Genomic DNA, 12,138 nt, shown 5'->3' with positions numbered 1-12,138 from the left:
TGCACTAACTGATGCATGAAGGGCAAGTAAACATGTACGCAATCGTTAACACGGGCGGCAAGCAGTACAAGGTCGCCACCGACGATGTCATCACCGTCGAGAAGATCGAGGGCAATGAGGGCGACAAGGTCACCCTGCCGGTCATCTTCCTCAACGATGGTAAGAAGATCGTCACCGATCCCGACAAGCTGGCCAAGGCCAAGGTTACCGCTCAGATCGTTGAGCAGTTCAAGGGCGAGAAGCAGCTGGTCTTCAAGTTCCACAAGCGCAAGCGCTATCGTCGTCTGAAGGGTCACCGTCAGCAGCTCACCAAGCTGAAGATCGTGAAGGTCCAGGCTACGTCCCGCGCCAAGAAGGCTGTCAAGGCAGAGGCCGAGGCTGTTGCCGAGGCTCCCGTCGCCGAGTAGATTACACTCGTAACGAAAGAGTAGGTATACACAATGGCACACAAAAAAGGACTCGGTTCCTCCCGTAATGGCCGTGACTCCCGCGGTCAGCGCCTTGGCACGAAGCGCTATGCCGGCCAGACGGTAACCACGGGCACGATTCTCGTCCGTCAGCACGGCACTCACATCCACCCGGGTGAGAACGTTGGCCGTGGCAAGGACGACACGCTGTTCGCGCTGGTCGACGGTACCGTTGAGTTCCACAAGGGTATCAAGCACAGGGTCAGCGTACGCCCGCTCGCGAACGCGTAATTCACCCTTCATAGAGCACATATGTGGGAGGCACTTGAGTTTTAGGATTCAAGGGTCTCCCTCTTTTTGTAGGAGGCGATTCTGTTGTCACAGTTCACCGATATCAGCCGCATTAACGTGTGCGGCGGCGACGGCGGAGCCGGATGCATGTCGTTTAGGCGCGAGGCATTTGTCCCCAAGGGCGGCCCCGATGGCGGCGACGGCGGTCGTGGCGGCAATGTCGTCATCCAGGCCGATGCTCAGCTGTCTTCGTTGATCGATTACCGCTTTAAGCATCACTTCCGCGCCGAACGCGGCACGCACGGGCAGGGTGCCCGTCGTAACGGTAAGAGCGGCGAGGACCTTATTCTCAAGGTTCCCATGGGTACCGTGGTGCGCGAGCTCGACCCCGAGACGCAGACCCCGATGTTCGAGATTGCCGATCTGGTGCATGATGGCGAGCGCGTTGTCGTGGCGCCCGGCGGTGCCGGTGGCCTGGGCAACACGCACTTTGTGACGTCGGTGCGCCGCGCGCCCGCGTTCGCTCAGCTGGGCGAACCGGCCGAGGAGCATTGGATTGAGCTTGAGATGAAGCTTATGGCCGATGCTGCGCTCGTGGGCTTTCCCTCGGTGGGTAAGTCTTCGCTCATCGCGCGCATGAGTGCCGCCCGTCCCAAGATCGCCGACTATCCGTTTACAACGCTCGTGCCGAACCTCGGCATGGTGCGTGCCGGTGAGTATTCTTACGTCGTTGCCGACGTTCCTGGTTTGATCGAGGGCGCAAGCGAGGGCAAGGGCCTGGGCCATCAGTTCCTGCGCCACATTGAGCGCACGGCGCTCATCATGCATGTCGTTGACATGACGGGCGGGTTTGAGGATCGCGACCCGGTTGAGGATTACCGTATCATCAACCGTGAGCTCGAGCAGTATGGCGCCGAGCTTTCGGAGCGTCCGCAGATCGTCGTCGCCAACAAGTGCGATGCGCCGGGCACGGCCGACAAGATTGCCGACCTTAAGCGCGCCGCGCTCGACGATGGACATATGTTCTTTGCCGTGTCCGCCGTGACGGGCGCCGGCCTCAACACGCTGATGCTTGCCGTGGGCGAGCAGGTGGCTAAGCTGCGCGCCGAGCTGGCGGTCTCCGATGAGCCGGTCGATCTTCGCGACGAGGAGTGGGAGCGCCGTCGCCTGCAGCGCGAGAAGCGTTTCCGCATTGTTCAGGAAGAGCCCGGTGCCTTCCGCGTGGCCGGTCGCGCCATCGAGCGCATGGTTATCCAGACCGACTGGGAAAACGAGGAAGCCGTCATCTACCTGCAGCACAAGTTTGCGCGCATGGGTGTTGACGACGCGCTCGAGAAGGCCGGTTGCCGTGCGGGCGACGAGGTCCGCATTTGCCAGCGCGCCTTTGACTTTGAGGGCGCTGAGGACTTCTCGGAGTACGAGGAGCTCGAGGACGCTGGCGAGGACGTTGCCGTTGAGGCCATTGACGTGGCCGATGCTGCGGATGAGGGCGTCGAGGCTATCGATGCGGCGGATGCCGCGGACGATGCCGAGACCTCGGAGGGCGAGTAAGCCATGTCGCTGCGCGGTGGAATCGGTTTGCCCGAGCTGCCCATAAAAGAGGGCAAGGAGTTTCGGCTTGGCATTATGGGCGGCACATTCGACCCGATTCATTACGGGCACCTGGTGACTGCCGAGCAGGCGCGCGAGTCGCTCGACTTGGACGCTGTGCTCTTTATGCCGGCGGGCTCTCCCGCCTTTAAGCTTGACAAGCCGGTTACGCCTGCCGAGGACCGTTATGCCATGACGGTCCTCGCCACCGCCGCGAACCCGGCCTTTTTGGCGAGCCGGTTCGAGATTGACCGTCCGGGTGTAACCTATACGGCCGATACGCTTCATGCCCTTCGCGATTTTTACCCGCCGCAGGTAAAGCTCTACTTTATTACGGGCGCCGATGCGATTATCGATATTGTGACCTGGCATGATGCCGAACGAATCGCTGAGCTTGCTACCTTTATTGCGGCGACGCGACCGGGCTTTGATATCGATACGGCGCGTGCCCGAATCAAAGAGTCGGGGCTGCCGTTCGACGTGCGCTATATTCAGATTCCGGCGCTGGCGATCAGCTCGACGAACATTCGTAAGCGAGTTGCCCGCGGCATGAGCGTGCGCTATCTTACGAGCGAGTCCGTGCTCGGCTACATTCGCAAGCGCAGGCTATATGCCGATTTGGGCCAAGAAGATTTTGAGTGATGGGGGCTACGTTGTCGGTAGAGGATCAGTTTGAGGGCGATGAGCGCGCGCTGCTCAAGCGCATTCAAGAGCTGCTCGATGTTCGCATGAAAGATAAGCGCAAGCGCTATGTGCATTCGCTGGGTGTTGCCGAGACCGCACTTCATCTGGCCGAGGTCTACGGCGTTGACCGCTTTGATGCGGCTGCCGCCGGCTTAATTCACGACTGGGACAAGGTTCTTTCCGATGACGAGCTCGTGGCCCGCGCGCTTCACTATGGCATCAAGGTTGCCGGCTCTCCTTCCGCCGCGACGCCGCTTTTGCATGGCCCTGTTGCCGCCTATGAGCTTCCGCAGCTTTTTCCCGAGCTGTCACCGGCCGTTTTCCAGGCTGTCGACCGTCACACCGTGGGTGCCTGCGACATGACGCCGCTCGATATGGTGGTCTTTGTGGCAGATGCCATCGAGCCCAACCGTCACGGCGACTATGCCCATGCGCTGCGCAAGATGGTGGGGAAGTTCTCGCTCGATGAGTTGTTCTTCTCCTGTTTTGCGCAGGGTCTGGTCTATGTGATCCAGTCCGGGCGCTATCTTTATCCCACGGCTATTACGATTTACAACCATTACGCCCAGCTGCGCTAGCTCGGGTGTGTCTAGAAAGAGGTATTCCATGGCCGACGAGACCATGACTGACGAGCAGATTCTTGAAGGTGTGGAGCACAAGAGTTTCGTTGCCACGTCCGACCGCACCGCCGCCTCGCTGTCCGCGAGCGGTGTCGCCGCCGAGGATGTCGCCCGCGCCGCCGCGCAGGCCGCCTACGACAAGAAGGGCGAGGACGTGCAGGTGCTCGACCTGACCGAGCTTTCCGACGTGTGCGACTACTTTGTGCTTGCCACCGGTACCAACAACCGCCAGGTCGATTCGATTGTCGACGAGATCGAGGAGAAGGTTGCCGAGGCTTGCGGCGAGCATCCGTTCTCCATCGAGGGCCGCGAGCAGAAGACCTGGATGCTCATGGACTACGGTTCGGTTGTCGTCCACGTCTTCACTCCCGAAGCCCGCGACTTTTACCGCCTAGAAAAGCTCTGGGGTGACGCCCCCCAGCTCCCCCTCGACCTCCTCTAGTGGCTCATTTAATATGGGGCTTTTAGCTAGCCTCGCGCATTTCGCCGGGCAGTTGCGGTTTTCCGCACCTGCCCGGCTTTCTTTTTGCCCAAAGGCGGTTAATCGTCGAAGCGGGATTGGCGGCCGAAAGATAGGGCGGTGTCGCCGAACTTGTCTCGGACGGCATCGATCGCGACGGAGAGGTCGCGACGGTCGCTTGATTGGGCTCCGCGGTCGTCGACTTCGCAGAACAGGTCGGTCTGGATGCCGCCTTGATGGTCAAAGTCGCTCATGCCGATGCCTGCTAAGCGAACATGCATGCCTTCCTGCCAGATGTTGTCGAGCAGTTCGAGCGCAACCGCCACAAAGATATTCTCGTCGTCGGTGGGGTGGGGAAGCCGCCGCTGCGCCGTGCGTCCGCTGCCATACGAATACTTAAGCTTGAGCGTTACCGTGCCGCCCGTCAGTCCCTGACGGCGCAGGCGGCGTCCAACCGACTCTCCCAACAGCGCAATCGCCGCTTCGATGTCCCCACGCTCAGTCAAATCTTTCGCAAAGGTGCGCTCATTGCTCACGGATTTAACCTCGCGTTCCTCATCGAGGCTTGTTACTTCGGATATTTCGAGCCCCAGCGCACGCTGGCGCATGCGTTCGCCGTTGACGCCAAAAATTGCAGCTAGCGTGGATTCCGGCGCGCGTGACAGCTCGCCGAGCGTGTAGATGCGCATGCGGCGCAGTCGCTCCTCGGCCGAGCGCCCGATGCCGCTCATGGCAGATACCGGCAGCGCGGCCAAAAAGCGCTGCTCGGTTCCGGGGCGCACGATGGTCAGCCCAAACGGCTTATCCCGCTCGCTTGCGATCTTTGCGACCGTCTTGTTGCAGCCCACGCCAATGGAACAGGTCACTCCCAGCGCTGCCACGCGGTCGCTTATGCGCCGTGCAACCAGCAGCGGGTCCTCGGGCGCAAAACGACCCGGTGTGATATCGATAAAGGCTTCGTCGATGGATACGCGCTCAACGCGCGGCGTCTCTTCGGCAAGAATCGCCATGACCTGCGCGCTCACCTCGCGGTAGCGATCAAAGTGCCCATGCGTCCAAATGGCCTGCGGACAGAGGCGCCGTGCCTCGGCCGAGGGCATGGCGGAGTGCACGCCAAAGCGACGCGCCTCGTATGAGCAGGTGGATACAACGCCGCGGGAATCGGCATCGCCACCCACGATGAGTGGCTTGCCGCGCCACTCGGGATGGTCGAGCATTTCCACGCTCGCAAAAAACGCATCGAGATCCATGAGGCCCACCGCCGGCCCCGTCCAGGGCGGCGGCGTGACGCCCGCAGCATCTTCATAACCGTATGTATGTTCGCGTCTTTTCATGGCATGAGTATACCGCGCAGCTCATGTGGGGTGCGTGGATGTGCTTGCAAATCGCGAATTCTTGTCTAAGATATGGATTTGCCTTCGACTACACCGAAGAAGTTGGTCTCACGGACTTCACCTGCCCGCGTCGATGGCGTATTATGTTCAACTGTTTGTTTGTAGTTGCAGCCTAAAGCTGCTTGGTTGGAGGAGTTTCCTTTGGCAGTCAAGATTCGCCTTGCTCGTCACGGCGCTAAGAAGCGTCCGTACTACCGTGTCGTCGTCGCCGATTCCCGCGCCCCGCGTGACGGTCGTATCATCGAGGAGGTTGGCCGCTACAACCCGATGACCGCCCCCAAGACCATCAACCTCGATCTCGAGAAGATCGCCGACTGGCAGTCCAAGGGCGCTCAGCTCACCGACGCTGTCGCTGCTCTGGTCAAGGCCGCCAACGAGGGCGAGAAGACCGAGACCGTCGTCAAGAAGTCCAAGAAGCAGCTCGCCAAAGAGGCCGAGGCCGCTAAGGCTGCCGCTGAGGCCGCTGAGGGCGCCGAGGAGTAAATCGTGCCTGAGGTTGACGCTGCACAGCTCGAGGGTGAGGCAATGCTCTCAGATCGCATCGCCGATCTCGTCGAATATCTCGTTGTTCAGATCGTCGACGACCCGGATTCCGTGAGCCTTGAGGTCATCGACGGTGACGACGCCTCCACGATTGAGGTTTCGGTTGCCGAGGATGACGTCGCTAAGGTCATCGGCCGTCGTGGCCGTACCATCAAGGCCATTCGCACGCTCGCCCGTGCACTGGCCGCTCGCCTCGACACTGCAGTCGAGGTAGAGGTTCTGGGCTAGGACCTTGAGGTCCCAGTACAAAAACATCGCCCGTGTGGTCAAGCCGCACGGAAGGAAGGGGGAGGTCCTCGCGCAGCCGCTGCGGGGGCTTCCTTCTGTATTGACGCCGGGTATGCGCGTCGCCTTGACGCCACCGGCGCTCAAGCGCGACCGTTTTTGCACGGTCACATCCGTCACCGATACGGGCGATGGCGATCTGGTCTCGTTTGAGGGCATTGACGACTTGACGGCCGCCGAGGGCATCACCGGATGCTACGTGCTGGCAAATCGTGACGACTTTGAGCTCGATTCGCTCGACGCCGCCTATACCGACCTGATGGGTCGCGAGGTGGTTGACGAGCGCTTTGGCTCGCTCGGCACGATTGTCGAGATCATGTCGACGCCCGCCAACGATGTTTGGGTTGTCGAGGGCGATCGGTACGGCGAGGCGCTGATTCCCGTGATCGAGCAGGTTGTGCTCGATCTTCCCGATCAGGGGACAATTTCCGTCCACGTTATGGACGGTTTGATCGATATGGACAAGTAGGGAGGACAACATGCTGATCGAGACCCTTTCGGTCTTTCCCGAGATGTTTGAGCCCGTCATGTCCACATCGATCTTGGGCCGCGCCCGCAAGGCCGGCCTTTTTGATTTTAAGGCCTACAACCTGCGTGACTGGACGCACGACCGTCATCGTACCGTCGATGACGAGCCGTACGGCGGCGGGCAGGGCATGCTCATGAAGGTCGAGCCCATCGCCGAGGCCATCGAGGCTATTAGCTCCGAGGGCCCCAAGCCCACCGTGGTGTTCTTTACGCCCTGCGGCGAACCCTTTACGCAGCATGTGGCCGAGCGCCTGCTCAAAAGCGAGCGTCTACTGTTTGTATGCAGCCGCTACGAGGGCGTCGACGAGCGCGCGTATGCGTATGCCGACGAGCGCCTGTCGATCGGCGACTACGTGCTTACGGGCGGCGAGCTTCCCGCCATGGTCGTTGCCGACGCCGTCGTGCGTCTGATTCCCGGCGCCCTTGGTGACGAGATGAGCAACGTCGATGAGTCGTTCTCGACTGCCGAGGACGGTGGCCTGCTCGAGTACGCGCAGTACACCCGTCCCGCCGAGTTCAACGGCGAGGGCGTGCCGCCGGTGCTCGTGAGCGGTGACCATGCCAAGGTTGACGCCTGGCGCCGTAAGAATGCCATCGAGCGCACCTGCCGCTGGCGTCCCGACCTGATCGAGACGGCGCGGCTTACGCCCGAGGAGCGCGCATACGCGCAGGACATTCTGGACGCGTCGTATTCGCAGAGCAAGGAGTGAGAATGGTTCCATCGCAGCATTCCGTGCTAAAGGGTGCGTTTGAGTGGATCGCGGTCGTCGCGATCGCACTGGTCGCTACCTTCTTGATTCGCTCTTTTGTGGTTGAACCCTTTGTGGTGCCCACCGGCTCCATGGAGTCCACGATCGAGATCGGCGACCAGATCCTGGCGCAAAAGGTGAGCCTTGAGCTCGGCCAGCCCGTCAGCCAAGGCGATATCGTGGTGTTCCACAACCCCGATGGCACCTCCGAGCACGATGTTCTCGTCAAGCGTGTTATTGCCACGGCCGGCCAGACGGTCGACCTTCAGGACGGCAAGGTGGTCGTTGACGGTCAAGCGCTCGACGAGGGCTATACGACCGGCATGAGCTGGCCGCTTTCGGCCCAAGCTCCCGGCGCTCAGGTAAGCTATCCCTACACCGTTCCCGACGGGTGCGTGTGGGTGATGGGCGACAACCGCGAAAACTCTGCCGACTCGCGCTACTTTGGCCCCGTCGATCGCTCTGATTTGATCGCCGTGGCGCTTGTGCGCTACTGGCCGCTCAACCGCATCGGCACTATCGACTAAAAACCGCTATAGTACAGTACCTAACCGTGTAATCGTTTCGACGAGGGGATATTAGAGGCATGAACGCTTCATCGCTTTCCTTCCAAGACATCATCCTGCGCCTCCAGCAGTACTGGGGCGAGCAGGGCTGTGTTATTATGCAGCCTTATGACTCCGAGGTCGGTGCCGGTACCTTCCACACCGCGACCACGCTGCGCTCGCTCGGTCCCGCCGAGTGGCGCACCTGCTACGCTCAGCCTTGCCGCCGTCCTGCCGACGGCCGCTACGGCGAGAACCCCAACCGCATGCAGCACTACTATCAGTTCCAGGTGCTCATCAAGCCGTCGCCGGTTAACGCCCAGGAGCTTTACCTGGGGTCTCTTGCCGCTATCGGCCTGGACCCCAACGACCATGACGTCCGTTTTGTCGAGGACGACTGGGAGAGCCCGACGCTGGGCGCCTGGGGCCTTGGCTGGGAGGTCTGGCTCAACGGCATGGAGGTCACGCAGTTTACGTATTTCCAGCAGGTGGGCGGCATCGAGGTCGACCCCGTGCCCGTCGAGATCACCTACGGCCTGGAGCGTATCGCCATGTACGCCCAGGGCGTCAACTCCGTCTACGACCTGGTGTGGAGCTATCTGCCCGACGGCACGCCGATGACTTATGGCGACGTGTTCCTGGAGAACGAGCGTGAGTTTAGCGCCTACAACTTTGAGGTCGCCAATGTCGAGATGATGCGTCAGAAGTTTGACGACTACGAGGCCGAGTGCCACTCCTGCCTTGAGCGCAAGCTGCCGCTGCCCGCTTACGACTGCGTCATGAAGTGCAGCCATGCCTTCAACCTGCTCGATGCCCGCGGCGCACTATCCGCGGTCGAGCGTGCCAACTACATCCTGCGCGTCCGCGCCGTCGCCAAGGCGTGCTGCGAGGCCTATATGGCCGAGGTCGCCGGAGTCAACGAGAATGCCGACCAGGAAGGCGAGGTGGCGTAAGCCATGGCAGACGCTAAGGATTTCCTGTTTGAGATCGGTACGGAGGAAATGCCCTCCGCACCGCTGAACAATGCCGTCAAGCAGCTTGGCACCATGATCGCCAAGGGCCTCGACGAGGCCGGTCTGGCCCATGGCGAGGTCCGCGTGATCTCGAGTCCGCGTCGTCTGGCCGCGCTCGTGGCCAACGTCGCCACCGCGACCGATGAGGTTCACGAGGTCAAGCGCGGCCCTGCGGCAAACATTGCCTTTGATGCCGACGGCAACGCCACCAAGGCCGCCCAAGGCTTCGCCCGCAAGTGCGGTGTGGCTGCCGAGGACCTGGTCCGTCGCGAGGACACTGACGGTCGCGAGTATGTGTTCGCCGAGAAGAACATTCCGTCTGCACCGGCTACGCCGATTCTGACCGCTCTGTGCGAGAAGACCATCGCCGGCCTGCAGTGGCCCAACTACCGCTCTCAGCGCTGGGGTCACGAGCACGCTACATTTGTTCGTCCGGTGCGTTGGATCTGCTGCCTTCTGGGCGAGGACGTTGTGCCCGTGTCGTTTGCCGATGTGACGAGTGGCAACACCACGCGCGGCCATCGCGTGCTTGGCCCCGGTGACCACGTGGTCGTCAGCCCCGCCGTCTACGAGCAGGTACTCGAGAACGCTGGTGTGCTCTCCGCCGAGCGCCGTCGCGAGGCCATCCTTGCCGGTATCGCCGAGGTCGAGGCTGCTCGCCCCGGTTGCCATGTCGACACGCCCAAGAAGGTTTTTGAGGAGGTCATCAACCTCTGCGAGTGGCCGACGGTGCTCGTCGGTACCTTCGATGAGGAGTTCCTCAAGGTCCCGCACGAGATCATCTGCGAGTCCATGCTCACCAACCAGCGCTACTTCCCGATCTATGACGGCGAGGGTAAGCTTACGCGTGAGTTCGTGGTCGTTTCCAACAGCAAGCCCGAGAATGCCGAGCGCGTGATCGACGGCAACGAGCGCGTCGTGCGCGCCCGTCTGGACGACGCCAAGTTCTTCTACGAGGAGGACCTGAAGATCTCCCTCGACGAGTTCCGTGAGCGTCTGTCCAAGGTTGCCTTCCAGGAGAAGCTCGGTAGCGTGCTCGCCAAGTCCGAGCGCATCGAGCAGCTCGCGCTCGCTATCGCCCGCGAGGCTCACCTGGGCGCCCATCTTGCCGCCGACGCTGCTCGCGCCGCACACCTGTGCAAGGCAGACCTGGTGTCCAACGCCGTCGTCGAGTTCACGAGCCAGCAGGGCGTGATGGGCGGTTATTACGCGACCGCGATGGGGGAGAACGACGAGGTCGCCCATGCTATTCGCGATCACTATCGTCCCCGTTTTGCCGGTGACGAGCTGCCCGAGGGCACCGCTGGCTGCATCGTGGCCTGCGCCGACAAGCTCGATACCATCGCCGGTATCTTTGCCATCGGCGAGCCCCCGACCGGCTCCTCCGACCCCTACGCGCTGCGTCGTGCCGCTATCGGCATTATCAACATCCTGCGCGACCGTCTGCCGATCGACCCCACGTCGCTCATCGATTTTGCCCTCGAACTCTACAGTGAGCAGGGCATTGAGTTCGACGCCGCCGAGGTCGCCCAGCAGGTTCGTGACTTCTTCCATGGCCGCCTGGTGAGCATGGCCCGCGACGAAAAGATTCCGGCCGATACCGTCGCCGCCGTCTCCGCGGTGCACATCATCGCCCCGTCCGTCTTCTTCGCCCGCTGCGCCGCCCTCGACGAGGCCCGCAAGAACGACGCTGAGACGTTCGACAACCTGGCGACCGCCTATGCCCGCGCCGCGCATATCTCCAAGCCCGAGCTGGGTGCGGAGTATGACCGCAGCCTGATGGGCGAGGTCGAGCTTGCGCTCGCCGACGCCTCCGAGGCTGCTCAGACCGCCGTCGATGCCGCCCTTGCTGCCGAGGACTACCCGGCCGCATTTGCCGCCCTCGCCGCCCTGCGCGCGCCCATCGACCGTTTCTTCGATGAGGTCATGGTCATGGACAAGGACGAGCAGCTTCGCGATAATCGCCTTAAGCTGCTCAACCGCTTCGAGGCCGTTTTCTCCGGCATTGCCAACATCGGTGAGCTTGCCCGCAAAAAGTAAGCCAGCCTGCGCATAAGCGCAAAAGGAGCCCCGCATGGATTGCCCGGTCACCGCTCGTCCCACCGTTATCGTTATCTCCGACTCGCTCGGCGATACCGCTTGTGAGGTGGTGCTTGCGGCGTCCGGGCAATTTGATGAAGGGGCTTTTCGCGTTTTGCGCCTGCCCAAGGTGACCTCGGTGGAGCAGGTCAAGTCATTTGTGGGGCCGCGCGTCGATGCCGACCATCGCGATGTCGCCGTGTTCCATACCATTGTCGATCCGGCGCTTCGCGCCCGCGTGCTCGATTACCTGGGTATGCTGCATATCCGTTCGGTCGACCTGATCGGCCCGACGCTTGCCGTGCTGTCGTCGCTCATCGGTGTGCCGCCCAAGTGCGTTGCGGGCGTGATTCACAAGACCGATGACCGCTATTTCCATCGTATCGAGGCCATGGAGTATTTCGTTGAGCACGATGACGGTCGTGGTTGCGACGATCTGTCGGGTGCCGATATCGTGCTGCTGGGTGTGTCGCGTACATCCAAGACGCCGCTGTCGATGTATTTAGCCTATCAGGGCTACAAGGTCGCCAATGTCCCACTGGCGCATGGCATGGAGCCGCCCAAGTCGATTTACGAGGTTGACCCGATGCACCTGTTCGGCCTGATTTCGACCGTCGACGTTATTTCTGAGATTCGCGATAGCCGCTTGGGCGATGACTACGCCCGTGCCGTTGCCGGCTCCTATGCCGAGCCTGAGAGCGTGCGCAGCGAGCTTGAGGAAGCTCGTGCCCTCATGAAGCGCTTAGGCTGCTTTGTTGTACGTACCGACGGCAAAGCCATCGAGGAAAGCGCTGCCGAGATCATTGCTCACCTCGAAGAGATTCAAGAGGCAAGAGCCCGCCGTGCCGCCCGCCGCGCTCAACAGCAGTAGTCCTTTCTGTGATGATTTTTCTGGGATGGGGATTAAAAAAGGCTCTGTTAGACCAGGATTGACATTCCGCCCCATCATC

15 protein-coding genes are annotated in these 12,138 nt (G+C 61.5%); 14 read left to right on the top strand and 1 reads right to left on the bottom strand.

All coding sequences use genetic code 11. From position 1 onward, the window contains the following. Positions 1–32: 32 nt before the first annotated feature. The 6 genes from rplU to rsfS all read left to right on the top strand — a co-directional run bounded on the left by rplU (position 33) and on the right by rsfS (position 4,034). Positions 33–407: a 50S ribosomal protein L21 gene (gene rplU, locus DW211_RS07275; RefSeq protein ID WP_035138585.1), complete on the top strand. Its 375-nt coding sequence runs from the start codon at positions 33–35 to the stop codon at positions 405–407. A gap of 33 nt (positions 408–440) precedes the next feature. Continuing rightward, on the top strand, positions 441–698 hold the full coding sequence (gene rpmA / locus DW211_RS07270; protein WP_006236075.1) for a 50S ribosomal protein L27: 258 nt from the start codon (positions 441–443) through the stop codon (positions 696–698). A gap of 84 nt (positions 699–782) precedes the next feature. Beyond that, on the top strand, positions 783–2,249 hold the full coding sequence (gene obgE / locus DW211_RS07265) for a GTPase ObgE (RefSeq protein WP_199576727.1): 1,467 nt from the start codon (positions 783–785) through the stop codon (positions 2,247–2,249). A gap of 3 nt (positions 2,250–2,252) precedes the next feature. Then, positions 2,253–2,930 carry a nicotinate-nucleotide adenylyltransferase gene (gene nadD, locus DW211_RS07260; protein ID WP_117637231.1) on the top strand — a complete coding sequence of 226 codons (678 nt, stop codon included), beginning with the start codon at positions 2,253–2,255 and terminating at the stop codon, positions 2,928–2,930. Positions 2,931–3,016: 86 nt separating this feature from the next. Then, on the top strand, positions 3,017–3,550 hold the full coding sequence (gene yqeK, locus DW211_RS07255) for a bis(5'-nucleosyl)-tetraphosphatase (symmetrical) YqeK (RefSeq protein WP_199576729.1): 534 nt from the start codon (positions 3,017–3,019) through the stop codon (positions 3,548–3,550). Positions 3,551–3,578: 28 nt separating this feature from the next. After that, complete coding sequence (rsfS, locus tag DW211_RS07250) at positions 3,579–4,034, top strand: ribosome silencing factor (RefSeq protein WP_006236081.1); 456 nt, start codon at positions 3,579–3,581, stop codon at positions 4,032–4,034. A 98-nt stretch (positions 4,035–4,132) separates the two neighbouring features. Here the strand turns inward: rsfS and dinB are convergent, their stop codons facing one another. After that, positions 4,133–5,386: a DNA polymerase IV gene (gene dinB, locus DW211_RS07245; protein WP_089573447.1), complete on the bottom strand. Its 1,254-nt coding sequence runs from the start codon at positions 5,384–5,386 to the stop codon at positions 4,133–4,135. 201 nt (positions 5,387–5,587) lie between these two features. Here dinB and rpsP point away from each other — a divergent pair, with 201 nt between their 5' ends. The 8 genes from rpsP to DW211_RS07205 are packed head-to-tail and all read left to right on the top strand — an operon-like array spanning position 5,588 to position 12,059. Further along, positions 5,588–5,929, top strand: a complete 342-nt coding sequence (gene rpsP / locus DW211_RS07240) for a 30S ribosomal protein S16 (protein WP_022094749.1) — start codon at positions 5,588–5,590, stop codon at positions 5,927–5,929. A gap of 42 nt (positions 5,930–5,971) precedes the next feature. Next, positions 5,972–6,217, top strand: coding sequence for a KH domain-containing protein (locus tag DW211_RS07235; protein ID WP_171021534.1), 246 nt, complete (start codon positions 5,972–5,974; stop codon positions 6,215–6,217). A gap of 4 nt (positions 6,218–6,221) precedes the next feature. After that, entirely contained in the window at positions 6,222–6,743 is a 522-nt protein-coding gene (rimM, locus tag DW211_RS07230) for a ribosome maturation factor RimM (RefSeq protein ID WP_118260046.1), read from the top strand. Positions 6,744–6,753: 10 nt separating this feature from the next. Beyond that, the gene (gene trmD, locus DW211_RS07225; RefSeq protein WP_006236088.1) at positions 6,754–7,512 is read left to right on the top strand and encodes a tRNA (guanosine(37)-N1)-methyltransferase TrmD; all 759 of its coding nucleotides are present in this window, start codon (positions 6,754–6,756) and stop codon (positions 7,510–7,512) included. A 2-nt stretch (positions 7,513–7,514) separates the two neighbouring features. Then, positions 7,515–8,078: a signal peptidase I gene (gene lepB / locus DW211_RS07220; RefSeq protein ID WP_118260044.1), complete on the top strand. Its 564-nt coding sequence runs from the start codon at positions 7,515–7,517 to the stop codon at positions 8,076–8,078. Between the two features lie 59 nt (positions 8,079–8,137). Next, positions 8,138–9,049: a glycine--tRNA ligase subunit alpha gene (locus DW211_RS07215; RefSeq protein ID WP_006236091.1), complete on the top strand. Its 912-nt coding sequence runs from the start codon at positions 8,138–8,140 to the stop codon at positions 9,047–9,049. A gap of 3 nt (positions 9,050–9,052) precedes the next feature. Then, positions 9,053–11,149, top strand: a complete 2,097-nt coding sequence (gene glyS / locus DW211_RS07210; protein WP_118260043.1) for a glycine--tRNA ligase subunit beta — start codon at positions 9,053–9,055, stop codon at positions 11,147–11,149. 34 nt (positions 11,150–11,183) lie between these two features. Then, positions 11,184–12,059, top strand: coding sequence for a pyruvate, water dikinase regulatory protein (locus DW211_RS07205; protein ID WP_118260042.1), 876 nt, complete (start codon positions 11,184–11,186; stop codon positions 12,057–12,059). Positions 12,060–12,138: the final 79 nt, after the last annotated feature.

Source organism: Collinsella sp. AM18-10, from assembly GCF_003471585.1.
Classification (GTDB): Bacteria; Actinomycetota; Coriobacteriia; order Coriobacteriales; family Coriobacteriaceae; genus Collinsella.
The sequence above is the reverse complement of the archived record's forward strand: the minus strand, read 5'-3'. Positions and strand labels throughout refer to the sequence as shown.